Source organism: Pseudomonas sp. 05T35 (assembly GCF_056396605.1).
On sequence record NZ_JBFTLU010000020.1, the window covers coordinates 17,033 to 43,808 of the forward strand.

The 26,776-nt window shown below is 60.3% G+C and carries 18 protein-coding genes and 1 pseudogene; 6 read left to right on the plus strand and 13 right to left on the minus strand.

Annotated features, from left to right (window positions below):
- Positions 1-20: 20 nt before the first annotated feature.
- From gltB to AC1DH9_RS02855, 9 genes are all read right to left on the minus strand, one after another.
- Positions 21-4,466: a glutamate synthase large subunit gene (gene gltB, locus AC1DH9_RS02815; protein WP_427537748.1), complete on the minus strand. Its 4,446-nt coding sequence runs from the start codon at positions 4,464-4,466 to the stop codon at positions 21-23.
- Positions 4,467-4,815: 349 nt separating this feature from the next.
- Positions 4,816-6,441 carry an AAA family ATPase gene (locus tag AC1DH9_RS02820; protein WP_427537745.1) on the minus strand — a complete coding sequence of 542 codons (1,626 nt, stop codon included), beginning with the start codon at positions 6,439-6,441 and terminating at the stop codon, positions 4,816-4,818.
- A gap of 10 nt (positions 6,442-6,451) precedes the next feature.
- Entirely contained in the window at positions 6,452-7,552 is a 1,101-nt protein-coding gene (gene aroB / locus AC1DH9_RS02825) for a 3-dehydroquinate synthase (protein WP_477807774.1), read from the minus strand.
- Positions 7,553-7,699: 147 nt separating this feature from the next.
- Positions 7,700-8,218, minus strand: coding sequence for a shikimate kinase AroK (gene aroK / locus AC1DH9_RS02830; protein ID WP_427537739.1), 519 nt, complete (start codon positions 8,216-8,218; stop codon positions 7,700-7,702).
- Between the two features lie 4 nt (positions 8,219-8,222).
- Positions 8,223-10,301 (minus strand): type IV pilus secretin PilQ, encoded by a 2,079-nt coding sequence (locus AC1DH9_RS02835; RefSeq protein WP_427537736.1) that lies wholly within the window; start codon positions 10,299-10,301, stop codon positions 8,223-8,225.
- A gap of 13 nt (positions 10,302-10,314) precedes the next feature.
- Positions 10,315-10,842, minus strand: a complete 528-nt coding sequence (locus AC1DH9_RS02840) for a pilus assembly protein PilP (RefSeq protein ID WP_427537733.1) — start codon at positions 10,840-10,842, stop codon at positions 10,315-10,317.
- Positions 10,839-11,462 (minus strand): type 4a pilus biogenesis protein PilO, encoded by a 624-nt coding sequence (gene pilO, locus AC1DH9_RS02845; protein WP_054595229.1) that lies wholly within the window; start codon positions 11,460-11,462, stop codon positions 10,839-10,841. Before pilO ends, AC1DH9_RS02840 begins: the two co-directional genes overlap by 4 nt.
- Positions 11,459-12,025, minus strand: coding sequence for a PilN domain-containing protein (locus AC1DH9_RS02850; RefSeq protein ID WP_427537729.1), 567 nt, complete (start codon positions 12,023-12,025; stop codon positions 11,459-11,461). Before AC1DH9_RS02850 ends, pilO begins: the two co-directional genes overlap by 4 nt.
- A complete protein-coding gene (locus AC1DH9_RS02855) occupies positions 12,025-13,089 on the minus strand; it encodes a pilus assembly protein PilM (RefSeq protein ID WP_477807775.1) in 1,065 nt (354 codons plus the stop codon). The genes AC1DH9_RS02850 and AC1DH9_RS02855 overlap by 1 nt, the downstream gene beginning before the upstream one ends.
- Before the next feature lie 216 nt (positions 13,090-13,305).
- On the opposite strand from AC1DH9_RS02855, the pseudogene AC1DH9_RS02860 reads away from it, so the two are divergent.
- Positions 13,306-15,394: pseudogene (locus AC1DH9_RS02860) on the plus strand (penicillin-binding protein 1A).
- A gap of 72 nt (positions 15,395-15,466) precedes the next feature.
- Here AC1DH9_RS02860 and AC1DH9_RS02865 read toward each other — a convergent pair.
- The 4 genes from AC1DH9_RS02865 to rpmE form a co-directional block, all read right to left on the minus strand.
- Positions 15,467-15,856 carry a DUF6124 family protein gene (locus AC1DH9_RS02865; RefSeq protein WP_054593867.1) on the minus strand — a complete coding sequence of 130 codons (390 nt, stop codon included), beginning with the start codon at positions 15,854-15,856 and terminating at the stop codon, positions 15,467-15,469.
- 982 nt (positions 15,857-16,838) lie between these two features.
- Positions 16,839-18,107 carry a malic enzyme-like NAD(P)-binding protein gene (locus AC1DH9_RS02870; protein WP_054595225.1) on the minus strand — a complete coding sequence of 423 codons (1,269 nt, stop codon included), beginning with the start codon at positions 18,105-18,107 and terminating at the stop codon, positions 16,839-16,841.
- Positions 18,108-18,288: 181 nt separating this feature from the next.
- Positions 18,289-19,107, minus strand: coding sequence for a thermonuclease family protein (locus AC1DH9_RS02875; protein WP_427537722.1), 819 nt, complete (start codon positions 19,105-19,107; stop codon positions 18,289-18,291).
- A gap of 8 nt (positions 19,108-19,115) precedes the next feature.
- On the minus strand, positions 19,116-19,331 hold the full coding sequence (rpmE, locus tag AC1DH9_RS02880) for a 50S ribosomal protein L31 (RefSeq protein ID WP_145016632.1): 216 nt from the start codon (positions 19,329-19,331) through the stop codon (positions 19,116-19,118).
- A gap of 329 nt (positions 19,332-19,660) precedes the next feature.
- Here rpmE and AC1DH9_RS02885 point away from each other — a divergent pair, with 329 nt between their 5' ends.
- From AC1DH9_RS02885 to hslU, 5 genes are all read left to right on the plus strand, one after another.
- Positions 19,661-21,880, plus strand: a complete 2,220-nt coding sequence (locus tag AC1DH9_RS02885) for a primosomal protein N' (protein ID WP_427537719.1) — start codon at positions 19,661-19,663, stop codon at positions 21,878-21,880.
- Positions 21,881-22,118: 238 nt separating this feature from the next.
- Entirely contained in the window at positions 22,119-23,855 is a 1,737-nt protein-coding gene (argS, locus tag AC1DH9_RS02890) for an arginine--tRNA ligase (protein ID WP_477807776.1), read from the plus strand.
- 1 nt (position 23,856) lies between these two features.
- Positions 23,857-24,558 carry an SPOR domain-containing protein gene (locus AC1DH9_RS02895; protein WP_054595220.1) on the plus strand — a complete coding sequence of 234 codons (702 nt, stop codon included), beginning with the start codon at positions 23,857-23,859 and terminating at the stop codon, positions 24,556-24,558.
- 231 nt (positions 24,559-24,789) lie between these two features.
- Positions 24,790-25,320 carry an ATP-dependent protease subunit HslV gene (gene hslV, locus AC1DH9_RS02900; protein ID WP_007899242.1) on the plus strand — a complete coding sequence of 177 codons (531 nt, stop codon included), beginning with the start codon at positions 24,790-24,792 and terminating at the stop codon, positions 25,318-25,320.
- A gap of 54 nt (positions 25,321-25,374) precedes the next feature.
- On the plus strand, positions 25,375-26,715 hold the full coding sequence (gene hslU, locus AC1DH9_RS02905; RefSeq protein ID WP_477807777.1) for an ATP-dependent protease ATPase subunit HslU: 1,341 nt from the start codon (positions 25,375-25,377) through the stop codon (positions 26,713-26,715).
- Positions 26,716-26,776: the final 61 nt, after the last annotated feature.

Here is a 26,776-nt window from a genome sequence, read left to right on the forward strand (position 1 = left end):
TCAAACTCTTCAGGCGCATATCACTGCGGGTTGGCACGGGTGCTGGAAAGCAACGATTTCAAGCTGGCAGCCTTAGGCTTGACCAACCAGAACCGACGCAAGTAGTCATCGAGGTTCTCAGCGAGGTTACGACCCCACTCGCTGTCGGTTTCCTCGACGTATTCGTTCAGCACGCGTTGCAGGTGGCTGCGATAGGCTTCCATCGCCTCACCGCTGATCCGCTGGATTTCAACCAGTTCGTGGTTGACCCGGTCAACGAAGGTGTTGTCCTGGTCGAGCACGTAGGCGAAACCACCGGTCATGCCTGAGCCGAAGTTGTAGCCGGTCTTGCCCAGTACGCAGACGAAACCACCGGTCATGTACTCGCAGCAGTGATCGCCAGTGCCTTCCACCACGGTATGAGCACCGGAGTTGCGCACCGCGAAACGCTCGCCCGCGGTACCGGCGGCAAACAGCTTGCCGCCGGTGGCGCCGTACAGGCAGGTGTTGCCGATAATGGCGCTGTCCTGAGTCTTGTAGACGCTGCCTTTTGGCGGAACGATGACCAGTTTGCCGCCCGTCATGCCTTTGCCGACATAGTCGTTGGCATCGCCTTCGAGGTACATGTTCAGGCCGCCGGCGTTCCACACACCAAAGCTCTGACCGGCCGTCCCTTTGAAGCGGAAGGTGATCGGCGCATTGGCCATGCCCTGGTTGCCGTGTTTGCGAGCGATTTCACCGGAGATCCGCGCGCCGATCGAACGGTCGCAGTTGCAGATATCCAGAGCGAAGTCGGCGCCGCTCAGGTCGTTGATCGCCGAAGTGGCCATCTCGACCATCTTCTCGGCCAGCAGGCCTTTGTCGAACGGCGGGTTGCGGTCGACCTGACAGAACTGTGGCTTGTCTGCCGGGATGTGATCGCTGCCGAGCAACGGCGTCAGGTCCAGGTGTTGCTGCTTGGCGGTCTGGCCTTCGAGGATGTCCAGCAGATCGGTGCGACCGATCAGCTCTTCGAGGGAACGTACGCCCAGCTTCGCCAGCCACTCACGGGTTTCTTCAGCGACGTAGGTGAAGAAATTCACCACCATGTCGACCGTACCGATGTAGTGGTCCTTGCGCAGTTTTTCGTTCTGAGTCGCCACGCCGGTGGCGCAGTTGTTCAGGTGGCAGATGCGCAGGTATTTGCAGCCCAGGGCGATCATTGGCGCGGTGCCGAAGCCAAAGCTTTCAGCGCCGAGAATCGCCGCTTTGATCACGTCGAGGCCGGTTTTCAGACCGCCGTCAGTCTGCACCCGAACCTTGCCGCGCAAGTCGTTGCCGCGCAGGGTCTGGTGGGTTTCAGCCAGGCCGAGTTCCCACGGAGCGCCCGCGTACTTGATCGAGGTCAGCGGCGATGCGCCGGTGCCGCCGTCGTAACCGGAAATGGTGATCAGGTCGGCATAGGCCTTGGCCACACCAGCGGCGATAGTGCCAACGCCCGCTTCCGCTACCAGCTTCACCGAGACCAGGGCCTTCGGGTTGACTTGTTTCAGGTCGAAAATCAGCTGCGACAAGTCTTCGATCGAATAGATGTCGTGGTGCGGCGGTGGCGAAATCAGCGTCACGCCCGGCACTGCATAGCGCAGCTTGGCGATCAGACCGTTGACCTTGCCGCCTGGCAGCTGACCGCCTTCGCCGGGCTTGGCGCCCTGCGCGACCTTGATCTGCAGCACTTCGGCGTTGACCAGGTATTCCGGGGTCACACCGAAACGGCCGGTGGCCACCTGCTTGATTTTCGAGCTCTTGATGGTGCCGTAACGCGCCGGATCTTCGCCGCCTTCGCCGGAGTTGGAACGCGCACCCAGGCGGTTCATGGCTTCGGCCAGGGCTTCGTGAGCTTCCGGCGACAGCGCGCCGAGGGAGATGCCGGCAGAGTCGAAGCGCTTGAGCACCGATTCCAGTGGTTCGATTTCGCTGATATCCAGCGGCTTCTCAAGGGTCTTGACCTTGAACAGGTCGCGGATCATCGACACCGGACGGTTGTCCACCAGCGCCGTGTATTCCTTGAACTTGCTGTAGTCGCCCTGCTGCACAGCGGCTTGCAGGGTGTTGACCACGTCCGGGTTGTACGCGTGATATTCGCCACCGTGGACGAACTTCAGCAAACCGCCCTGCTGGATTGGCTTGCGCGGGCTCCAGGCTTCGGCAGCCAAGGCCTTCTGCTCGGCTTCGATGTCGACGAAACGCGCACCCTTGATACGGCTCGGCACACCACGGAAGCTCAGGTCGCAAACTTCCTGAGACAGGCCGATGGCTTCGAACAGTTGTGCTCCGCGATAGGAGGTGATGGTCGAGATGCCCATCTTCGAGAGGATCTTGAGCAGGCCTTTGGTGATGCCTTTGCGGTAGTTCTTGAACACCTCATAGAGGTCGCCCAGCACTTCACCGGTGCGGATCAGGTCGCCCAGCACTTCGTAAGCCAGGAACGGATACACCGCAGAGGCGCCGAAACCGATCAGCACCGCGAAGTGATGCGGATCGCGTGCGGTCGCGGTCTCGACCAGGATGTTGCTGTCGCAACGCAGGCCTTTTTCGGTCAGGCGATGGTGCACCGCGCCAGTGGCCAGGGAAGCGTGAACCGGCAGTTTGCCTGGGGCAATGTGACGGTCGCTCAGCACGATCTGGGTACGCCCGGAACGCACGGCTTCTTCGGCCTGGTCGGCGATGTTGCGCACTGCGGCTTCAAGGCCCAGCGCCTCGTCGTAGTTGAGGTCGATGACCTGGCGTTCGAAGCCCGGACGATCGAGGTTCATCAGCGAGCGCCACTTGGCCGGGGAAACGACCGGCGAGCTGAGGATCACGCGCGAGGCGTGCTCCGGCGACTCCTGGAAGATGTTGCGCTCGGCACCGAGGCAGACTTCCAGCGACATGACGATGGCTTCACGCAGCGGGTCGATCGGCGGGTTGGTGACCTGCGCGAACTGCTGGCGGAAGTAGTCGTACGGCGTGCGTACACGCTGGGACAAAACGGCCATCGGCGTATCGTCGCCCATGGAGCCAACGGCTTCGTAGCCTTGTTCGCCAAGCGGACGCAGCACCTGATCACGTTCTTCGAACGTGACCTGATACATCTTCATGTATTGCTTGAGCTGATCGACATCGTAGAACGCCGAACCGTGGTCGTTGTCTTCCATGGTCGCCTGGATGCGCAGGGCATTCTTGCGCAGCCATTGCTTGTACGGATGACGGGACTTCAAGCGGTTGTCGATGGCATCGGTGTCGAGGATCTGACCGGTTTCGGTGTCCACGGCGAAAATCTGGCCAGGCCCGACACGGCCCTTGGCGATTACGTCTTCAGGCTGGTAGTTCCAGACACCGATTTCCGAGGCCAGGGTGATGAAGCCGTTTTTGGTGGTGACCCAACGCGCCGGACGCAGACCGTTACGGTCGAGCAGGCACACCGCGTAACGACCGTCGGTCATCACCACGCCGGCCGGGCCGTCCCACGGCTCCATGTGCATCGAGTTGTATTCGTAGAACGCGCGCAGGTCGGCGTCCATGGTCTCGACGTTCTGCCACGCTGGCGGAATGATCATCCGCACGCCACGGAACAGGTCGATGCCGCCGGTGACCATCAGCTCCAGCATGTTGTCCATGCTCGAGGAGTCGGAACCCACGCGGTTGACCAGCGGGCCGAGTTCGTCCAGATCCATCAGATCGTTGGTGAACTTGGTGCGGCGGGCCTGGGCCCAGTTACGGTTACCGGTGATGGTGTTGATTTCACCGTTGTGCGCGAGGAAGCGGAACGGTTGAGCCAACGGCCATTTCGGCAGGGTGTTGGTGGAGAAGCGCTGGTGGAACACGCAGATCGCGGTTTGCAGGCGCTGGTCGCTGAGGTCTGGATAGAAGGCGGTCAGATCCGCCGGCATCATCAGGCCTTTGTAAATGATGGTCTTGTGCGAAAAGCTGCAAACGTAGTGGTCGAGGTCGGCGGCGTTAGCCACGGACGAGCGACGACGGGAGGTGAACAGCTTGACGGCCATGTCCTGATCGCTCAGGCCAGCACCGCCGATGAACACTTGTTCGATCTGTGGCAGGCGCTCGAGTGCCAGACGGCCGAGAACGCTGGTGTCGATCGGCACTTTGCGCCAACCCACCAGTTGCAGGCCGGCCGCCAGGATCTCGCGGTTCATGTTCTCGCGAGCCGCTTCGGCTTTTACCGGGTCCTGGTTGAAGAACACCATGCCCACGGCGTATTGCTTGGGCAATTCAATACCAAACGTTTCCTGGGCGATCGCTCGCAGGAACACGTCAGGCTTTTGCATCAGCAGACCGCAACCGTCGCCGGTTTTGCCGTCAGCGTTGATCCCACCGCGGTGGGTCATGCAGGTCAGGGCCTCAATGGCCGTTTGCAACAGGGTATGACTGGGTTCGCCCTGCATATGGGCTATCAGGCCGAAACCGCAGTTATCCTTGAATTCATCTGGTTGGTACAGACCTGCTTTCATAGACACTTTCTCACCAGGCTGCCTCTTATCGAGACAAATTTCTTTTCAATTCAGCCAGTTACCTTCCACGCCGAACGTACGCCAGCTTTGCGGGGGCAAAAGGGAGGTCATTGTACACACCGACACAGAGGCTCACAAATTTGACGACGAAATGTCGCAAATCTATGTCGCATTTGTGAAAGGTTTAAAGCGATATGCTGTGCTAGTCAAAACATTTTTAATGTTGACCGCAACGACTCAAAGACTACTGTGACGCAGACGCCACAAGGCACGCGGCTTTGACAGCCACATGCGCTTGCAGAAATTTTGAGGTGCCGGGAGAGGCGGCCTGGGTAAGGCCGCCGAATCTTCAGCGAGCTGTTGCCAGTTCCTGTTGGACGCTGGCGACAGAGCGAGGCCAAGGTTTACCAGCCTGAACCTTCGCTGGCAAGGCCTTGATGGCGGTAACGGCTGCATCGCGGTTGGCGAAGCTACCGTAAGTGATGACGTAAAGCGGTTTGCCGTTGAGGACTTTCTTGAAATAGCGGTACTCGCCGCCCTGCTCCTTGACGAAGTTCTGCGCCGTGGCTTCAGAGCTGGTGCCGAGGATTTGCACCACATAGTTGCCTGGCGCCTGACCTGCGTACCAGGTACCGCCGGTTGCTGCTTTGGCGACGGTCGCCGGTTTCTCGACCGGCTTCTCGACAGCCTTGGCGACCGGGGCAGGCTTGGCCACTGGAGCCGGTTTGACCGCAGGAGCAGGTGCAGGAGCAGGCTTGGCGGTAGCGACCTGAGTCGGCGCAGGCGCCGGCTTGGCAGCAGGTGTTGGCTTGGCCGCAGGCGCTGGCGCAGGTGCTGGCGTCGGACCGGCCGGAATACCGGCTGGCGGCGCAGTGGTGGTCACGGTAGGCGGTTTGGCGCTGGAGCCTTCGACCGGCACGCCGTCGTCGCCTTCAGTGATACCGCCCGCAGCTTCCGCCAATGGGCCGCGCATAACCGGCTGCGATTGTCCGACCAGCGGCAATGGCATCGGCTGGGTATTACCGGCGAACTCGACCGCCGGAGCACCGCCGTTCGGCTTTGGTGTGCCCAGTGGCAATTGCGCCTGCTCATTGGCGGGCGCGCCGGTGGCTGGTGCCTTGCTGCGACCTGGCATCAACCAGGCTGCGGCCACCGCGACCACGACTACGGCAGATATCGCCAATACGTGTTTCTTCGGCATATTGAACCCCATACTTGGACGCTTGACCGCTGAGCGGCTAGCAATCATGGCTTCGATCATCGCATCGCGGGCGACCTGATTGATGTTTCCAGGCCATCCATCGGAGCTTTCGTGTATCTCAGAGATCTGATTCGCAGAGAAAAGTTCGATTCCCTGACCGGCGCCTTCGAGTCGCTGGGCCAGGTATTCGCGGGTTTCTTCTTCGGCGTAAGGTTGCAGTTCGATGACGTGGAAGCGCTCTTCCTCGGTGCTCAGTTGCTCAAGTTCAGCGATCAGCGACGACTCACCGAACAGGAACACGTGCGGACGACCTTCCGGCGCACCCGCCGCCAACGCCAGTAGCGCTTCAAGGGCGGACTCGTCGAGTTGCTCGGCGTCATCGACCAGCAAGTAGACTTCCTGACCGGTCAGTGCGAGCTGCACCACTTGCTTGAGAATCGCGCCGACTTCAGCCTGGGCAACGTTCAGCGCCTGCGCCACCTGACGCAACACACCCGCCGCATCACCGGCACCACGAGCGGAAACCACCACGCTCTGCACCGACTGCTTGTTGGTGCTGGCTACCAGCGCCTGACGCAACAGGGTTTTGCCACTGCCTTGCGGGCCGGTAACCACCAGCAACAACTGGCTGTAACGGGCCAGGTGATGCAGTTGCCCCAGCACGGGCTTGCGCTGGGCAGGGAAAAACTTGAAGCCAGGCACCCGTGGAGCGAAAGGGTCGTGACTCAACTGGTAATGGCCGAGGAACGCCTCGTCGGCATGCAAACTAGTCATCGGGATCTTATTAACCTTTAAGCTGAGCCAGGGCGCGGTAATCCGCTCCCAGCGTGGCCTGTAAAACCTCTTTCGGATAATCGTCGGTCACTACGGCTTCGCCCATGCGGCGCAACAATACCAGTCGCAAACGACCGTCGATTACTTTCTTGTCAATTGCCATGTGTTCGAGAAAATCGGCTTCTGTCATCTCTTCTGGCGGGATGACCGGCAACCCGGCCCGCTGGAACAGGCGAATGCCGCGATCACGCTCCTGGTCGCTGATCCAGCCCAGGCGCGAAGACATTTCCAGGGCCATTACAGTGCCAGCAGCCACCGCCTCACCATGTAGCCAGACACCATAGCCCATGTGGGTTTCGATGGCGTGGCCGAAGGTATGGCCCAAATTGAGCGTCGCGCGCACGCCAGACTCGCGTTCGTCGGCACCGACCACAGCAGCCTTGGCCGCGCAGGAGCGTTCGATAGCGTAGGTCAGGGCCGTTTGATCCAGTGCCCGCAAGCGATCGACGTTGTCTTCGAGCCAGGTCAGGAACGGCTCATCGCAGATCAACCCGTACTTGATGACTTCCGCCAGACCCGCCGACAGCTCGCGAGCCGGCAAGGTATTGAGCGTGGCGGTATCGATCAACACGACGTTCGGCTGATAGAAGGCGCCAATCATGTTTTTGCCCAACGGGTGGTTGATGCCGGTCTTGCCGCCCACCGAAGAGTCGACTTGCGACAGCAAGGTGGTCGGAACCTGGATGAAATCGACACCACGCTGGTAACAGGCGGCGGCAAAACCGRCCATGTCGCCAATCACACCGCCGCCCAGGGCGATCACGGTAGTGCGGCGGTCATGGCGAGCGGTGAGCAGGCCGTCAAAGATGGTTTGCAGGGTTTCCCAGTTCTTGAAGGCTTCACCGTCGGGCAGAACCACGGAAATAACCGAAAACTGTGCAAGGCTGCGGGTCAGACGCTCTAGATACAGCGGCGCAACGGTCTCGTTGGAGATGATCGCGACTTGCCGCCCGGCGATATGCGGCGCCAGCAGTTCGGGCTGATCCAGCAACCCTTCGCCAATATGGATCGGGTAGCTTCGCTCGCCTAAATCGACCTTAAGTGTCTGCATGTGTCCCCACAGTGAAGTTGGAATCAGGCGTCGTGCCTTACATTATCGACTGACAACATCTGCGTGTGTGACGCTGCCCGTTCGTCATGCGCCACACCTTCGAGCGGTCATGACCGGAGCCGAGGATAGCGCATTTCGCCCTGTGCATTAACGGGGAGGCAGCTGCTGCAAGCGTTCCAGGATGTCCAGGACTACCATCCGCGGCGGCCGCTCATCGGTTTCCACCACCAGGTCGGCGATTTCCCGATACAGCGGATCGCGCAATGCCAGCAGATCCCGGAGGGTTTTTGCCGGATCGGCAGTACGCAACAGCGGACGATTGCGATCGCGCGCGGTGCGCCCGACCTGCTGCTCGACGGATGCGTGCAGATACACCACGCGCCCGCCAGCATGCAGGGCCAGACGATTGGCTTCGCGCATCACCGCGCCACCGCCCGTCGCCAGCACCACGCCATCGAGCGCGCACAGCTCGGCGATCATCGCCTGCTCGCGGTCGCGAAAGCCGGGTTCGCCTTCTTTGTCGAAGATCCACGGGATATTGGCGCCCGTGCGCAATTCAATTTCCTTATCGGAATCCTTGAACGGCAGGCGCAGCTCTTTGGCCAACAAGCGACCGATGGTGCTTTTTCCAGCACCCATCGGCCCAACAAGAATCAAATTTCGCACAGAATCAATGACTCACAGCAATCGCCTGGTTATTCATGATACGCGGAGTGAGAAATACCAGCAGCTCGGATTTTTTCTCCGACACCACGTCACGCCGGAAAAGGCGGCCAAGATACGGCACATCACCGAGAAATGGCACCTTATCTACAACCTTGCTCTGAGTATTTGAGAAAACCCCGCCAATGACGATGGTTTCGCCATCGTTGACCAGTACCTTGGCATTGACCTCGTTCTTCTTGATCGGCGGAACATCCTGCACTTTGTTCAGGTAGTCCGGCTCATCCTTGGTGACCTTGACCTCCATGATGATGCGGTTGTCCGGGGTGATCTGCGGCGTTACCTCCAGAGACAGCGAAGCCTCCTTGAACGCCACTGATGTCGCGCCGCTGGAGCTGGCTTCCTGATAGGGGATTTCCGTGCCTTTGAGGATCTTCGCGGTTTCCTTGTCGGAGGTGACCACTTTGGGTTGAGAGACGATTTCGCCGTTACCGGTCTTCTCCATGGCCGTCAGCTCAAGGTCCAGCAACACGTTATCGGTGATGAAGGCGATGCCTATCCCCGACGTATTTCCCGCCGCGCCCATGTCGACGAACGGTGAGTTGGTGCTGGTGCTGCCCGGCGTACCAATGGTCGATGAGGCGTTGGCCCCGTTGCTGACCCCGGAGGCATTCCAGTTACCCTTGTTGCGGACCGAGCCGCCCCAACGCACGCCGAGGCTTTTGTCGTAGTCGACGTTGGCTTCGACGATCCGCGCCTCGATCATCACCTGGCGTACCGGAATATCCAACTGAGCGACGATTCGCCGTAGCTCATCCAGGCGATCCTGGGTCTGGTAGGCGATGATATTGTTGGTTCGCTCGTCGACAGTGATCGAGCCACGCTCGTCGACTTTCGCCTCGGCGCTGGTCACCGACTGGAACAGCTTGGCGATATCCGCCGCCTTGGCGTAGTTGACCTGCAACAGCTCACGGCGCAGCGGCGCCAGCTCGGCGATCTGCTTGCGCGACTCCAGCTCCTGGCGCTCGCGGGCGGCAATCTCGTCTGCCGGCGCGACCAGCAAGACGTTGCCGATCTTGCGCTTGTCCAACCCTTTGGTCTTGAGCACCAGATCCAGCGCCTGATCCCACGGCACGTTTTGCAGGCGCAAGGTAATGCTGCCCTGCACCGTGTCGCTGGCCACCAGATTGAGATTGGTGAAATCGGCAATCAGTTGCAGCACCGAGCGCACGTCGATGTCCTGAAAATTCAACGACAGCTTCTCGCCGCTGTAGGCGAAGCGCTCTGCGTTGCGCTTCTGCAGATCGTCGACGGTCATCGGGCGGACGCTGACGGTCAGCTTGTTATCGGTCTGGTAAGTCGAATAGTCATATGTACCACCGGGCTCAATGCTGATGCTCGCTTTATCGGCGGACGCACTGGCGTTGACGAACTGCACCGGCGTGGCGAAATCCTTGACGTCCAGACGAACCCGCAACCGTTCAGGCAGCTGGGTTTTGGCGAAGGTGAGGATGATCTTGCCGTCACGTTCCTGGATGTCCGGGCTTATACCGGCGTCTGACAAATCAATGACGACATTGCCTTCACCCTGCGCACCGCGCTGAAAATCCACGCCGCGAATGGCCTTGATCACGGGAGCATAAGTCTTGGCTGCCACTGGCATAGCGCTCGCCACTCGCGGTGCCGCGGGCCGGGGTTTCTGAGCGGCAGCCTGCCCAATCACCACGAACAGCGTGTTGCCCTCGACTCGCGTGCTGTAAGGCGTCAACTGTGTCAGGTTGATGATCAAACGGGTGCGGTCCTTGGCCTCGACCACTGTCGCACTGCGAGCGTTGCCGCCTCCCAGATCCCGCGTCTTGCTCGCCAGTTGGCTGCTCACACCCGGCAGATCGAGGGCGATGCGTGCCGGCTGATCAGTGGTATAGCCATGAGGCGTCGGCGGTGGCCCGTCGAAAGCCAGTTTCAACTCGATGCGATCACCCGGCAGCGCGGCGACATCCAGCGCTTTGAGATTGGCTGCCTGCACCATCGGAGAAAGCAGCGCCATCCATAGCGAAAGACCGAGGGTTGAGAAGATCCTGTTCATGATACGAGTTCCACTATGAGTGCTCTTTCAAAGGAATAGTCCGCGCTCGCTCCAGCCAGGCACCTTGGCCATCGGGAACGATTTCGACCACATCGACTTGCGAGTCGCTGATGGCCACGATCCGGCCATCGTTGCGCCCCAGGTAGTCACCGACCTTCAGCCGATGCACCCCACCGGCACCGCGCAGCAGCGCAAAGGCGCCGGACGCATTGGAAATAGTGCCGACCATTTCAAACTGCTCGATGTTGAAACCTTCAAGGTATTGCTTGACCCGGCTCGGATCGGGCTTGACGTTGCGTGCCCCCGGTTTTCGACCTGCCAGGTCGACCCTGATCTGCGGTGAAAACGGACTGCGCAACGACGCAGCACTGTAAGTGAATGTCTCGTAGGACCTGAACGTCGGCACCGGCTCGATCTTGCCGGGCGGGTGCAGGCGTACCTCGTTCATGTAGGCGTCCAGATCGCTGAAGTCGTTACCGTTGCCGCAACCGGCAAGCCCTCCCAGCAGCACAGCCAGCGAAAACCATCGGGCCGCGTTCATTTCTGCAACCCCTTGTCGTTGTAGCGGTAAGTCTTGGCCAGGATGTTCATGCGCAGTTTCGCGCCGCTGCCCGGAACGACCGGCTCGACGTTGAAATCGTGCAGGGTGACGATCCGCGGGAGGTTGGCGACGCCACTGACGAAGGTCGCCAGGTCATGGTAGGCGCCAGTGACAGTGATCTGGATCGGCAGCTCGATGTAGAACTGCTGGGTGACTTCCGGCAGCAGCTTGATCTCTTCAAACTCCAGCCCGCTGCCCAATCCGGTGCGAGTGATGTCTTCCAGCAGACCGGGCACCTCGGTATCGCCGGGTAACTGCCGCAACAGCACGCCGAAGGAGGTTTCCATTGCTTTCATCTGCTCGATGTAGCGCTCCAGATTGGCCGCCATGTGCGCCTTGCTCGCGAACTGCTCCTTGAGGGTGGCTTCCCCGGCGCGGGCCTGCTCAAGCTGATCTTCAAGATCCTTGAGGTAAAAGCTGTAGCCCAGCGCCAACACCAGCACGATCAGCAGCCCGCTGGCCAGGCCTTTGATCGCCGTGGGCCAGGAGCCTATGTTGTTCAGGTCCAGGTCGTTGATATCGACCTTGCGCAACCCCTCGAACCATTGGGACGGACTCATTTCGCGTCCTCCGCTGCGGCCGGTTGAGACTGACGAACAGTCAACTGAAACACGTTGGCCTGATCCAGCGCGCCGGCCGTGGTCGCTTTGACCTCGGCCAGGTTCGGCGACTCGAACCGGTCGGAGGCATCGAGGTTGCGCAACAACTCCGAGACGCGATTGTTCGATTCTGCCGCCCCGCTGATGGACAGCGTTTTATCGACCAGTTTCACGTCGGTGAAATACACCCCGTCCGGCAGCCTGCGCGCCAGTTGATCGAAAATACGTGCGCTGACCGATCGATTGCCTTGCAAGTCCTGGATGATCCGCATCCGCTCCACGAGTTGCCGACGACGGGTTTTCAGATCGCTGATCTGCTTGATCCGGTCATCCAGCACGGCGATCTGTTTGCCGACGTAATCGTTGCGGGCGACCTGTCGATCAATCGCACTGCTGATGGCCTGGTCACCCAGAAAAATCACCCCTACCGCCGCCGCCAGCGCGCCGGCCAACCCCAACAGGAAGCGCTTGCGACGCTCCTCACGCAGCTCTTCGCGCCAAGGAAGAAGATTGATCCGCGCCATCAGTCGAAACTCCTCAACGCCAGGCCGCAGGCGATCATCAGCGCCGGCGCATCACTGGCCAGGGCGCCGGCGTTGACCTTGCTGCTCAATGTCATGTCCGCAAACGGATTGGCCACCTGCGTCGGCGTGCCCAAGCGTTGCTCGATCAGTCGATCCAGCCCGGTGACCGAGGCTGTGCCACCGGCCAGCAGGATGTAGTCGATCGCGTTGTACTGACCCGAGGCGAAAAAGAACTGCAACGATCGCGAAACCTGCTGCACCAGCGCCTCGCGGAACGGTTGCAGGACTTCGCTGGCGTAGTCTTCAGGCAAGCCACCCTGTTTTTTTCCAAGACCGGCCTGTTCGACGGTCATGCCATAGCGGCGCTGGATTTCCTCCGTCAACTGACGACCGCCGAACAACTGCTCGCGGGTGTAGATGATTCGGCCGTTGGACAGCACGCTCAAGGTGGTCATGGTGGCACCGATGTCGACCACGGCTACCGTCGAGCGCTCGGTCACGCCGGCCAACTGTGCCGTCAGCAAGCCGAATGAACGCTCCAGCGCGTACGCCTCGACATCGACGACCCGTGCGGTCAGGCCGGCAAGGGCCAACGCGGCTTCGCGAACTTCGACGTYTTCCTTGCGACAGGCCGCCAGCAATACATCGACCCGCTCGGGATTACGCCGGGAAACGCCCTGCACTTCAAAATCGATGGCGACTTCTTCGAGGGGATAGGGAATGTATTGGTCAGCTTCAATCTTCAGCTGATTTTCCATCTCATCAGGGGAAAGCCCGGCGTCCATTTCGATGATCTTGGTGATGACCGCCGATCCGGCAACCGCCACCGCGACACTCTTGACGCTGGTTTTGGCCTTGAGCAACACCCGGGACAATGCCTGCCCGACACCTTCGAGTTCGGCGATATTTTTTTCGACCACGGCATTGGTCGGCAACGGCTCTACCGCGTAGGCTTCGACCCGGTATCGATTGCCTGCACGGCTTAGCTCGAGAAGCTTCACCGAAGTGGAGCTGATATCGATCCCCAAAAGCGTGCGGCTTTTTTTATTGAAGAGTCCCAGCACTTGCAATTCCCTATGACTATCCGTGAGTTACGGACTCTTTATGATTCATTGCGTTCAATAGCTGCGTCTTGACAGAGGCGCCAAATGCGCTTTTGGCGGAAAAATGCTTATAATGGCCAGCGTTTTTTCCGCTTTCTCAAGCGCGGGTCGACCCTTGCTTACCTTGAATGCCCTGACGCCTAATTCATTCTTTACCCTGGATGTCCAAAAGCCTTGATTCGTCTGCTGAAATTTTTCGGGTGGTCCATCGTCGCCGTTTTCTGCGGACTGCTCCTCGGTCTGAGCGGCGCTTTTCTTTACCTTAGTCCGGGATTGCCATCCGTGGAGGCGCTGAGAAGCATTCAGTTGCAGATTCCTTTGCGGGTCTACAGCAGCGACGGCAAATTGATCGCCGAGTTTGGCGAAATGCGCCGCACGCCGATCCGCTTCGCCGACATCCCACCGAATTTCATCAATGCGTTACTCAGTGCCGAAGACGACAACTTCGCCAATCACTATGGCGTCGACCCCAGCAGCCTGATGCGTGCCGCGAGCCAACTGGTCAAAAGCGGACACATTCAATCCGGCGGCAGCACCATCACCATGCAGGTGGCGAAGAACTTCTTCCTCACCAGCGAACGCAGCTTCTCGCGCAAGACCACGGAAATCCTCCTGGCCCTGCAAATCGAGCGTCAGTTGACCAAGGACGAGATCCTTGAGCTCTACGTGAACAAGATCTATCTGGGCAACCGCGCCTACGGCATCGAGGCGGCGGCGCAGGTGTATTACGGCAAGTCGATCCGCGACGTCAGCCTGGCGCAGATGGCGATGATCGCCGGCCTGCCGAAAGCCCCTTCGCGCTTCAACCCGCTGGCCAACCCGGCGCGCAGCAAAGAACGTCGCGACTGGATCCTGGGGCGCATGTACAAGCTCGGGAAAATTGACGAAGCAGCGTATCAGGCCGCGATCAACGAGCCGCTGAACGCCAGCTATCACGTGCCGACGCCGGAAGTGAACGCGCCGTACATCGCTGAAATGGCCCGTGCCGAAATGGTCGGCCGTTATGGCAGCGATGCCTACACCGAAGGTTTCCGCGTCACCACGACCGTACCGAGCAACCTTCAGGAAATGGCCAACACCGCCGTTCATGAAGGCCTGATCACCTACGATCAGCGTCACGGCTACCGCGGCCCTGAATCCCGCCTGCCGGGCAAGACGCCCGATGCCTGGGCCACGGAACTGACCAAGCAGCGCACCATCAGCGGCCTGGAACCGGCCATCGTCACCCTGATCGAGAAAAACGGCGTGCAGGTCCTGACCCGCAACGGCGAAGAACATGTCAGCTGGGACAGCATGAAATGGGCGCGCCCGTTCCTGAACACCAACAGCATGGGCCCGGCACCGAAGCAGCCATCAGACGTCGCCCAGGTCGGCGACCTGATTCGCGTACAGCGCCAAGCGGACAACGCCCTGAAGTTCAGCCAGATTCCGGTCGCCCAAAGCGCACTGGTTTCGCTGGACCCTCAAAACGGCGCCATCCGCGCGCTGGTCGGCGGCTTCGCTTTCGAGCAGAGCAACTACAACCGCGCCATGCAGGCCAAGCGCCAACCGGGCTCAAGCTTCAAGCCATTCGTCTACAGCGCTGCGCTGGATAACGGCTACACCCCGGCAACGCTGGTGAACGACGCACCGATCGTGTTCGTCGACGAGTACCTGGACAAGGTCTGGCGTCCGAAGAACGACACCAACACCTTCCTCGGCCCGATCCGCATGCGTGAAGCGCTCTACAAGTCGCGCAACCTGGTATCGATCCGCCTGCTCCAGGCGCTGGGCGTCGATCGCACCATCGACTACATCAGCAAGTTCGGCTTCAACAAGCAGGACTTGCCGCGCAACCTGTCGCTGGCCCTGGGCACCGCAACGCTGACGCCGATGGAAATCGCCACCGGCTGGAGCACCTTTGCCAACGGCGGCTACAAGATCACCCAACGCTGATTACGTGACCACGGTCTGGACCGGTTTCGACCAACCGGAAAGCCTTGGCAAGCGCGAGTTCGGTGGCACCGTGGCGCTGCCGATCTGGATGAACTACATGAGCGCCGCGCTCAAAGGCAAACCACCGCATACCCAGGCCGAGCCGGAAGGCATCCTCAGCCTGCGGGTTGACCCGGTCAGCGGCCGTGCAGCCACCCCAAGCACGCCAGGCGCCTACTTCGAGCTGTTCAAGTCCGAAGACTCCCCGCCATCGAYCAACGAACTGGGCAACGGCAATGCACCGGGCAGCCCACTGCCCGCGGACGAAGCGGCGCCGATCGACCTGTTCTGATCGCGCAGCCCCAACAAAAAGCCCCGCTCTTCGTTTGAAGGCGGGGCTTTTTTGCGTCTGGAGTTCGCAGTTCTACTCTTTGACGTAAAACTGGTCCGACTCCGACGGGTTGTAGTCATCCAGCGCCTTGTCCACCAACAACAAAGCACCATCGACCATCCGGCAAATCGCCAACGCCACACTGCGGCGCGAACCCTCGATTTCGAATGCCAGGTCGGCGGCCATGACCTTGACTGAGGCCAGATCCTCTGAGGCATTGGCCAACAGGCTTTCGAGGCCTACGTCGGGTGAAACGCTGAACAAGCGGTCTGAGCGCAAGTCGCTGAAGCGCAGTTTGGCGAGGGTGGGTTTCAGGTAGTGATCGAGGGCGCGGTGCGCAGCGTCGTGGAGCTTTTTTGAATCGAGGGATTCGTAGGGGGAGACGTCGTCGTGTTCTGGGGGATTAGGGGTTTCTTTGATCATGATGGAGCTCCTTGATTGTTGGAGCTACCACCGTCCGCGGTCAAACGAAAAGGTGGCAGCTGTACGCGGGTTGACCGACCAGGAATCAAGGAACCCGGCACACCCGAAGGTGTCCCACGCACAGCCGCCATGACACGATACCTCAGACGCAAAAAAAGCGCCTGGAATAGGTCTTGGGCGCTGGTGCGCCTTGATTTATACGGACGGTCAAATCCGGTCGCTGAATGGGCAGCGACGATCAAAGGCTAGAAGCCACGCTTCCGAGGGGCAACCTTAAAGACTTGTCGGAGATTTCTACGGTGCCCGTGATGCTGTCATCAAGTTCCGGCCTCATCCTACGGGCATTACACAAATGATCGTTCCTACGCTCTGCGTCAGCTCGTGAAGCGGAACGCGGAGCGTCCCTGGCGGCATTCCTTTGCTGCGTGCGGGAACGATCTAAAGCCGTTCACGCCCCAACCACTCAGGCCGACCGGTAGGTCGCCGTGCTTTGCTGTTGATCTTGATCCACCCGCCCCTTCGGGAGGCCGAGTGGAGGTGTTCATCAGGGGGGGTGGGCGCGCAGCGCCGTACGGCGCAGCCGGACACATCGAGAGGAGGTCGTCGCGAAGCAGACCGTAGGCGATGCCCCCTGATGGACACCGGAGTGAGGGTACGCCGAGCCTAGGCGAGGTGCCGTACGCTTGGGGCGAGACCTTTTGGGTACTTTTGGGGCGTTTGCCAAAAGTGCCTCGCCGTAAGGGCGAAATCCTAAGCGGCCGTTACCGCAGGAATGGATATGTACACCTGCGAGAGGTTGGTCGGCTATTAGGCCGCCTTCGCGAGCAGGCTCGCTCCCACAGTTTTGATTGGGGTACACCTGCGAGAGGTTGGTCGACTGTCAGGCCGCCTTCGCAGGCAAGCCAGCTTGCATGGTAAATGACAGGCATAAAAAAACCCCGACTCGCGAGAGCCGGGGCTTTTTAGGGGACGCTACAACGGCTTAGCCGTTGAACACGTCATCCACGCTTTTCAGCGGGTAGTTCTTCGGATACGGCAGAGTCGCCACACCCGTCTCGATTGCAGCCTTGGCCACAGCATCCGAGATCACAGTGATCAAACGCGCATCCATTGGCTTCGGAATGATGTACTCACGACCGAATTCCAGCTTGATGCCACCGTAAGCGTCACACACTTCCTGAGGCACTGGCAGCTTGGCCAATTCACGCAGAGCGTTGGCCGCAGCCACTTTCATCTCTTCGTTGATGCGCTTGGCGCGAACGTCCAGAGCACCACGGAAAATGAACGGGAAGCCCAGTACGTTGTTCACCTGGTTCGGGTAGTCCGAACGACCAGTCGCCATGATCACGTCGTTACGGGTGGCGTGAGCCAGTTCCGGGGCGATTTCCGGATCAGGGTTCGAGCACGCGAACACGATCGGGTTGGCCGCCATCAGCATCAGGTTTTCAGCGCTCAGCAGGTTCGGGCCGGACAGGCCAACGAACACGTCTGCACCTTTCAGGGCGTCAGTCAGCGTACGCTTGTCGGTCGCGTGAGCGAAGACAGCTTTGTACTGGTTCAGGTCGTCACGCTCGGAGTGGATCACGCCGGTACGGTCAACCATGAAGATGTTTTCGATCTTGGCGCCCATGCTCACCAGCAACTTCATGCAGGAGATAGCGGCAGCGCCAGCGCCCAGGCAGACGATCTTGGCTTCCGGCAGGGTTTTGCCAGCGATTTCCAGGGCGTTGATCATGCCGGCAGCGGTCACGATCGCGGTGCCGTGCTGGTCATCGTGGAACACCGGAATGTCGCACTGCTCGATCAGAGCACGTTCGATCTCAAAGCACTCGGGTGCCTTGATGTCTTCCAGGTTGATGCCACCGAAGGTGATGGAGATACGCTTGACGGTGTCGATGAAGGCTTGCGGGCTTTCAGAGTCGACTTCGATGTCGAACACGTCGATACCGGCGAAGCGCTTGAACAGCACGCCTTTACCTTCCATCACCGGCTTGGAAGCCAATGGGCCAAGGTTACCCAGGCCGAGAATCGCGGTGCCATCGGAAATGACTGCAACCAGGTTGCCCTTGCCGGTGTATTTGTAGGCCAGTTCAGGATCGCGGGCGATTTCGCGTACTGGTTCGGCTACGCCGGGGCTGTAGGCCAGCGACAGATCGCGGGCGGTAGCGGTGGCCTTGGTGAGCTCGACACTCAGCTTACCTGGACGAGGATGGGCGTGATATTCGAGAGCGGCAGTTTTCAAATCAGACATGTGGGCATTCCGCTTTTACTGTTGAACGACGGACCGCCGAGGATACTCGCGTCGCAAAGTCCCCACAAGACTGACCGGTCACCCCTGTCAAGCGCCCTACCCTACGACTTTGGGCCAAGAGCCACGGAACATAAGGGCTCAACTGTTCACAATCAACTTAAAAAATGTCGACAATTTCTTTTCACGGTACAGCTTGCAGCATGGCCGGATGGGTCAATGGCAATAACCAGCGCGCTTGACCGGAATCCAGACCACCGCGCCGTGAGCGATCGATCACCCAGCCACGCGCCTCGATCCGCTTGCCGTTGAGCCGCTCCAGAGCCGCCATATCGAATTGACCGAACAGATTGGGTGCAACGTGCAATACAACCGAATCCTGCAACTCGATCCAAATTCCGCCACGATTGCGCTGAACCTTGCTCACACGTCCGCTGAGCAGCGCAAAACCCGATTGGTTGATCTGCTCCGTTTTCAGCACAGGTGACTGCCGCCACAACCCCAGCCTGGCCTGCCGCGCAGTGTGTTCGGCGGCCTGTTGGCAACTGACAAAATCGACGTTCGGTGCCACTGCCACCAGGTAACCAAGCCCCTCGGCGAGCATCTGCGCTTCAAGATTGTCACCGTTGGCACTATAGAGATGAGCCAGGGTGCGCCCGTAACGATCCTTACCCTCTTGTCCCGCCAGCAAACCCAACCGTCCGTCGCTTGCCGCCACCAACGCTTGCAGACGTTTGCGTGCAGCCGCCGCGAATGGCTCGTCGGAGCGACCTTTCTTGCCCAGTTCCGGGGTATTCAAACCGATCATGCGCACATTGCGGCCGTCGCTCAGGCGCACCGTGTCGCCATCGACCACGCGTTGCACGCTGACAGCTTCCAGCTGACTGGCTGGCGCAGGACAGAGGGCGTGGGCGCTGGAGAGCCAAATCGCGGACATAAAAAAGGCGCCCGCTAGGGGCGCCTTTTTCATCAGTCTGGAGAAGTCGAAACGACTTTCCAACATGATCAGTCTTAGGCTTTTTTGCCAAAAGCACCGAAACGATCGGCGAACTTCTGTACACGGCCGCCGGTATCCAGAGTCTTCTGCTTACCGGTGTAGAACGGGTGGCACTCGTTGCAAACGTCGATCGGCAGAGCTTTGCCGAAGGTCGAACGGGTTTCGAACTTGTTGCCACAGCTGCAGGTAACAGCAATGACTGGGTAATCTGGATGGATATCGGCTTTCATGGTGTCTTCCTCAGGCTAGCGTGCCGCCACCCAACACTATTGTTGAATACCGCACGTAATTAGGCCGCGGATTCTACCAGACCTTTGCGATCACGCAAGCTGTCCAAAGTGTCCTCCATCAGAAAAGACTGTTCGATTCTGGCGGCGGCTTTTAATGCCATGCGACGTTGCCGCTCCTCCCCATAGCGCGCTATGGCTCGTCGCGGCGCCTTGCACGGCATTAAAATCCACTCGCCAGCTCTCGAACGCTTTCCTAATGGAGGACACTGCACCGACCGTCTGCTAGGCTCCGACCCTTCTTTACCGCCTGTTCAATGAGATCCCCCCGCGTGCCCGACGCCATTTTGCGCCTCGCCCTGCCTTCGCCCCTGCGCCGCCTGTTCGACTACCGTGCCCCGGCGGGAGTCCTGCGCGCGCATTTGCATCCGGGCATGCGGTTGCGGGTGCCGTTCGGCCGCCGCGAGATGATCGGGATCCTGGTGGAAGTCACCAGCCACAGCGAAGTCCCGGCCGACAAACTGAAACCGGCACTGGCCCTGCTCGACGCCACGCCACCGCTACCGGCAGCGCTGTTCAAGTTGTGCCTGTGGACTTCCCAGTATTACCAGCACAGCCTCGGCGACACCTTGAGCTGGGCGCTGCCGGTATTGTTGCGCCAGGGTGAAATGGCCGAAGCGCGCCAGGAGCGGTTCTGGTCGATCACTCCGGGCGCCAAGTTGGATGATCCGCGTATCGCCCGTGCTCCGCGTCAGCGCGAGGCGTTGGCGACGCTGGCCCAGCACCCGCATGGCGTTGCTCACCAACTGCTGAGCAAACTGATGCTGAGCAAGGACAGCCTTGACCTGTTGCTGGCCAAAGAACTGGTGCAAGTGGATATCCGCAAACACGCCCCCGGCGAGCGTCACGAACACTGGCTGGCGCAACCGGAGCTGCCGCTGAACCCGGAACAGCGCGCCGCGTATGAAGCGATCCGCGCAGGCTTCGACAGTTTCCATGCGTTCCTGCTGGCCGGGGTCACCGGCAGCGGCAAGACCGAAGTCTATTTGCAGCTGATCCGAGAAACCCTTGAGGCCGGCAAGCAGGCGCTGGTGCTGATCCCTGAAATCAACCTCGGGCCGCAGACCCTGGCGCGCTTCGAACAGCGCTTCAATGCGCGCATCGCCCTGGTGCATTCGGCGGTCAATGACCGCGAACGGCTGGAATCCTGGCTCGCGGCACGAGATGGCGAGGCCGACATTATTATCGGCACCCGCTCGGCGCTGTTCACACCGATGAAAAACCCGGGGCTGATCATCATCGATGAAGAGCACGACGGCTCTTATAAACAGCAGGAAGGTTTGCGCTATCACGCCCGCGACCTGGCATTGGTCCGAGCGCGGCAGGAAAACATTCCGATTGTCCTCGGCTCGGCGACGCCGTCACTGGAAAGCCTGCACAACGCCTACACCGGTCGTTACGGACTCCTGCGCCTGAACGAGCGCGCCGGCGGGGCGAAACAGCCACGTTTCCTGCGGCTGGACGTCAAAAGCCGTCCGCTGGACAGCGGCATTTCCGGGCCTATGCAGCAGGCGATCGGCCAGACCCTCGCTGCCGGCCAGCAAGTCCTGGTGTTCCTCAACCGTCGCGGTTTTGCGCCCACCCTGCTCTGCCACGATTGCGGCTGGATGTCCGAGTGCCAACGCTGCGATGCGCGGATGACCGTGCACCAGCGCTCCGGCGAGCTGCGTTGCCACCATTGCGGCTACGTTGAACGTGTCCCTCGGCACTGCCCGAAATGCGGCAAAGTCGATTTGCGCCCCGTAGGTGCCGGCACCGAACGCGCTGAAGAGCGCCTGGGRATTCTGTTCCCGGACTACCCGGTGTTGCGGGTCGACCGCGACAGCACCTCGCGCAAGGACGCRATGAATCAGTTGTTTGCGACCATTCAGAAAGGCCAGCCGTGCATTTTGGTCGGCACGCAGATGCTCGCCAAAGGGCACCACTTTCCGCGGGTGACGCTGGTGTCGATTCTCGATGCCGACGGTGGACTGTTCTCCGGCGACTTCCGCGCCAGTGAACGCATGGCTCAGTTGATTGTGCAGGTGGCGGGACGCGCCGGCCGCGCCGAAGAGCCGGGCAAAGTGATCATCCAGACTCACCTGGCTGACCACCCGTTGTTGGTGCAACTGACCGAGCAAGGCTATTTCGCCTTTGCCGAGCAGGCCTTGAGCGAACGTCGTTCCGCCGGGCTGCCGCCGTTCGCGCACCTGGCGCTGTTACGGGCCGAGGCGCATAAGCCGGGGCAGGCCGAAAGTTTCCTCGATGAAGCCTGCAGCGCGGCGGAGCGATTGTTGGATGAGCACACCCTGACCGGCATCGAATTGCTGGGGCCGGTGCCGGCGCCGATGGAGCGTCGGGCCGGACGTTATCGGGCGCAATTGCTGTTGCAGGCCACGGCACGGGCGCCGCTGCACCGATTGTTGAGCGCCTGGTTGCTGGCGCTGGAACAGATGCCGAGCGGGCGGGCGGTGCGCTGGTCTTTGGATGTCGATCCGGTCGATTTGTATTGATTCGGCGATTGCCATCGCGAGCAGGCTCGCTCCCACAGGGATTTTGTACCAGGCACATAATAGGTGAGCACTGCTGATCCACTGTGGGAGCGAGCCTGCTCGCGATGGCGCCCGATTTGTCACCACATATCCATAACCTGCCTGCTATGGTTGGCAAGCCCGACTTCGCAACGGATAATGCCCAGTTTTTCCACCTGCGCATTGATGCGCCGCCGCTCTGCGGTTGAAAGAGAAGACCATGAAAGACACCATTCGCCAGTTGATCCAGCAAGCCCTCACCCAACTCGTTACCGACGGTGTGTTGCCTGAAGGCCTGACGCCGGCGATTCAGGTGGAGAACTCCCGTGACAAGACTCACGGCGATTTCGCCAGCAACATCGCCATGATGCTGGCGAAACCGGCCGGCATGAAACCGCGCRATCTGGCGGAAAAAATCATCGCCGCACTGCCGGTTGACGAAAACGTCAGCAAAACCGAAATCGCCGGCCCGGGCTTCCTCAACTTCTTCCAGAACACCCAGGCCCTGGCCTCGCGCCTGGACGCAGCCCTGGCCGACGCCAGGATCGGCGTGCGCAAGGCGGGTCCCGTGCAGCGCACCGTGGTCGACCTGTCGGCGCCGAACCTGGCCAAAGAGATGCACGTCGGTCACTTGCGCTCGACCATCATCGGCGACGGCGTGGCGCGCGTGCTGGAGTTCCTCGGCGATACAGTGATCCGTCAGAACCACGTCGGCGACTGGGGCACCCAGTTCGGCATGCTGATGGCGTACCTGCAAGAAAACCCGATTACCAGCGACGAGCTGTCGGACCTGGAAAATTTCTACCGCGCCGCCAAGCAGCGCTTCGACGAATCCGCAGAATTCGCCGACCGCGCCCGTGGCCTGGTGGTCAAGCTGCAAGCCGGTGACCCGGACTGCCTGGCGCTGTGGACCAAGTTCAAAGACATTTCCCTGTCCCACTGCCAGAAAATCTACGAACAGCTGAACGTCAAACTGACCATGGCCGACGTGATGGGCGAAAGTGCCTACAACGACGACCTGATCAACGTGGTCAACGACCTCAAGGCCAAAGGCATGCTGGTCGAGAGCAACGGCGCCCAGTGCGTGTTCCTCGACGAGTTCAAGAATGCCGACGGCGACCCGCTGCCGGTGATCATCGTCAAGGCTGACGGCGGCTACCTCTACGCCACCACTGACCTGGCGGCCGTGCGCTACCGTAACGGCGTGCTGAAAGCCGATCGAGTGCTGTACTTCGTCGACCAGCGCCAGGCCCTGCACTTCCAGCAGGTATTCGAAGTGGCTCGCCTGGCCGGTTTCGTGACCCATCCAATGGAAATGGAGCACATGGGCTTCGGCACCATGAACGGCGCCGATGGCCGTCCGTTCAAGACCCGTGATGGCGGCACCGTGAAGCTGATCGACCTGCTGAACGAAGCCAAGGAACGCGCCTACACGCTGGTGAAGGAAAAGAACCCTGAGCTCGCCGAAGCCGACCTGCGCAACATCGCCAGAGTCGTGGGCATTGGCGCGGTGAAATACGCCGACCTATCCAAGCACCGCACCAGCGACTACAGCTTCAAMTTCGACCTGATGCTGAACTTCGAAGGCAACACTGCGCCGTACCTGCTGTACGCCTACACTCGCGTAGCCGGCGTGTTCCGCAAACTCGGCAAGGACTTCAGCGAAGTCGAAGGGCAGATCGTCCTTGAGGCCACTCACGAACACGAACTGGCCGCCAAGCTGGCGCAGTTCGGTGAAGTGCTGAACAACGTCGCCGAAAAAGGCACGCCGCACATCCTCTGCACCTACCTGTACGATGTTRCCGGCCTGTTCTCCAGCTTCTACGAGAACTGCCCGATCCTCAGCGCCGAAACCCCGGCACAAATGCAAAGCCGCTTGCGCCTCGCCGCATTGACCGGTCGCACCCTCAAGCAAGGCCTGGAACTCTTGGGTCTGGAAACTCTGGAGCGTATGTAAGTTGGCTGCCAAGAAAAAACCAGCACCAAAGCGTGGCGCCAGCCGTTACCAAGCTCCTGCAAAAAAGCCGATTCCGGGATGGCTGTGGATGGCCATCGGCCTGACCGTAGGCGCATTCATCGTGTTCCTGATGAAGCTGGAGCCGGGTAAAGGTAGCGAAAGCGTCAAGCGCGAGAAGGTCGAGCAACAGAAAGCCAGCAAGATCGCCGAGGCCAACAAGACCCCGCCGAGCCCGACGCAGCCGGTGAAGCCGAAATATGACTTCTACACCTTGCTGCCGGAATCGGAGGTCATCGTGCCGCCGGATGCCGTGCCGGAGAAAACCCTGCCGACGCCGCAGACTGCACCTGTTGCACCGGTAACCCCGGCAGAAGCAGCGAAGATCGACACCGCGCGTGCGCAGGCGGCCCTGAGCGGCGTTACCCCGCCGCCAGCGCCACCGGTGGCGAAAGCGGCGCCGGTGACCAAGTTCTTCCTGCAGGCTGGCTCTTTCCGCAAGGAAGCCGACGCCGACAAGGTTCGTGCGCAGATCATTCTGCTCGGCCAGGCGGTTTCGGTGGAGTCCGGCACGGTGAAGGATGAGACCTGGTACCGCGTACTGGTCGGCCCGTTCAGCAACCGCGAACAGCTGACCACCGCCCAGAAACAACTGGCTGGCAGCGGCTTCAGCAACCTGTTGTTACAACAACGCCAAAGCCGCTGATCCTTTCAGTCACACCGCGTCATCGTTCATCGCGAGCAGGCTCGCTCCCACAGAATATGCACCACCCCCTGTGGGAGCGAGCCTGCTCGCGATGGCATCCTTATAAACACCACATCTCTGATTCGCTCGCACCGCTCGTCCCCTCTCCCGCCCCGCAGTTGAAAAACGCCTCACCACCCCCATATGAGTTGGGATAAGGCATTTTCGCCCCGCTGCGTGGAGACTCTTCTCTTGACCACCATCGTTTCAGTTCGCCGCCACGGCAAAGTCGTCATGGGCGGCGACGGCCAGGTTTCTCTCGGTAATACCGTGATGAAAGGCAACGCGAAAAAAGTTCGCCGCCTGTACCACGGGCAGGTCATCGCCGGTTTTGCTGGCGCCACCGCTGACGCCTTTACCCTCTTCGAACGTTTCGAAGGCCAGCTTGAAAAGCACCAGGGCCATCTGGTTCGTGCCGCCGTCGAACTCGCCAAAGAGTGGCGCACCGACCGCTCCCTCAGCCGCCTCGAAGCGATGCTTGCAGTCGCCAACAAAGACGCCTCTCTGATCATCACCGGTAACGGCGATGTGGTCGAACCCGAAGAAGGCCTGATCGCCATGGGTTCCGGCGGCGGTTACGCTCAGGCCGCAGCCAGCGCCCTGCTGAAGAAAACCGATCTGTCAGCCCGCGAAATCGTTGAAACCGCGCTCGGCATCGCCGGCGACATCTGTGTCTTCACCAACCACACCTTCACCATTGAGGAGCAGGATCTCGCCGAGTAAGCCTGTTTTGGCCTTGCGCCACGGCTCATTCTTGCTTGAGGACCGCCAATTACTATGCCAATGACTCCCCGCRAAATCGTCCATGAACTCAGTCGCCATATCATCGGCCAGGACGATGCCAAGCGCGCCGTCGCCATCGCCCTGCGTAACCGCTGGCGCCGGATGCAACTGCCTGAAGAGCTGCGCGTTGAAGTAACACCCAAGAACATTCTGATGATCGGCCCGACCGGTGTCGGTAAAACCGAAATCGCCCGTCGCCTGGCCAAACTCGCCAACGCGCCGTTCATCAAGGTCGAAGCGACCAAGTTCACCGAAGTCGGCTATGTCGGCCGTGACGTCGAGTCGATCATTCGCGACCTCGCCGATGCAGCAATCAAGCTGCTGCGCGAACAGGAAATGGTCAAGGTTCGCCATCGCGCCGAAGATGCCGCCGAAGAGCGCATCCTCGATGCACTGCTGCCACCGGCACGCATGGGCTTCAGCAACGAAGACTCCGCGCCGGCCCAGGATTCCAACACCCGCCAACTGTTCCGCAAGCGCCTGCGCGAAGGTCAGCTGGATGACAAGGAGATTGAAATCGAAGTAGCCGAAGTGTCCGGCGTCGATATCTCCGCGCCACCGGGCATGGAAGAAATGACCAACCAGTTGCAGAGCCTGTTTGCCAACATGGGCAAGGGCACGCGCAAGAGCCGCAAGCTCAAGGTCAAGGAAGCGCTGAGACTGGTGCGCGACGAAGAAGCCAGCCGCCTGGTCAATGACGAAGAGCTCAAAGCCAAAGCGCTGGAAGCGGTCGAGCAGCACGGCATCGTGTTCATCGACGAAATCGACAAGGTCGCCAAGCGCGGCAATACCGGTGGCGTCGACGTGTCCCGCGAAGGCGTACAGCGCGACTTGCTGCCGCTGATCGAAGGCTGCACGGTCAACACCAAACTGGGCATGGTCAAGACCGACCACATCCTGTTCATCGCTTCCGGTGCGTTCCACCTGAGCAAGCCAAGCGATCTGGTGCCCGAGCTGCAAGGCCGCCTGCCGATCCGCGTCGAACTCAAGGCCCTTACGCCGGAAGACTTCGAGCGCATCCTCTGCGAGCCGCATGCATCGCTCACCGAGCAGTATTGCGCCCTGCTGAAAACCGAAGGCGTGACCATCGAGTTCCAGCCCGACGGCATCAAACGCGTGGCGGAGATCGCCTGGCAGGTCAACGAGAAGACCGAGAACATCGGTGCCCGTCGCCTGCACACCCTGCTTGAGCGCCTGCTCGAAGAGGTGTCGTTCAGTGCCAGCGACCTGGCCAGCACCCACAGCGAAGAGCCGATCCGCATCGACGCTGACTACGTCAACAGCCACCTCGGCGAATTGGCGCAGAACGAAGACCTGTCCCGTTATATCCTGTAGGTCACTTCTACTGTGGTACAGGACCTGTGGGAGCGAGCCTGCTCGCGATGAGGCCATAACA

Excerpts from the sequence above, each read along its gene's own strand:
- AC1DH9_RS02835 (WP_427537736.1), bottom strand. The coding sequence starts at position 10,301 with ATGAACAGGATCTTCTCAACCCTCGGTCTTTCGCTATGGATGGCGCTG.
- gltB (WP_427537748.1), bottom strand. The coding sequence starts at position 4,466 with ATGAAAGCAGGTCTGTACCAACCAGATGAATTCAAGGATAACTGCGGT.
- AC1DH9_RS02870 (WP_054595225.1), bottom strand. The coding sequence starts at position 18,107 with ATGTCTGATTTGAAAACTGCCGCTCTCGAATATCACGCCCATCCTCGT.
- AC1DH9_RS02820 (WP_427537745.1), bottom strand. The coding sequence starts at position 6,441 with ATGACTAGTTTGCATGCCGACGAGGCGTTCCTCGGCCATTACCAGTTG.
- AC1DH9_RS02850 (WP_427537729.1), bottom strand. The coding sequence starts at position 12,025 with ATGGCGCGGATCAATCTTCTTCCTTGGCGCGAAGAGCTGCGTGAGGAG.
- pilO (WP_054595229.1), bottom strand. The coding sequence starts at position 11,462 with ATGAGTCCGTCCCAATGGTTCGAGGGGTTGCGCAAGGTCGATATCAAC.
- AC1DH9_RS02840 (WP_427537733.1), bottom strand. The coding sequence starts at position 10,842 with ATGAACGCGGCCCGATGGTTTTCGCTGGCTGTGCTGCTGGGAGGGCTT.
- AC1DH9_RS02875 (WP_427537722.1), bottom strand. The coding sequence starts at position 19,107 with ATGTTGGAAAGTCGTTTCGACTTCTCCAGACTGATGAAAAAGGCGCCC.
- rpmE (WP_145016632.1), bottom strand. The coding sequence starts at position 19,331 with ATGAAAGCCGATATCCATCCAGATTACCCAGTCATTGCTGTTACCTGC.
- AC1DH9_RS02865 (WP_054593867.1), bottom strand. The coding sequence starts at position 15,856 with ATGATCAAAGAAACCCCTAATCCCCCAGAACACGACGACGTCTCCCCC.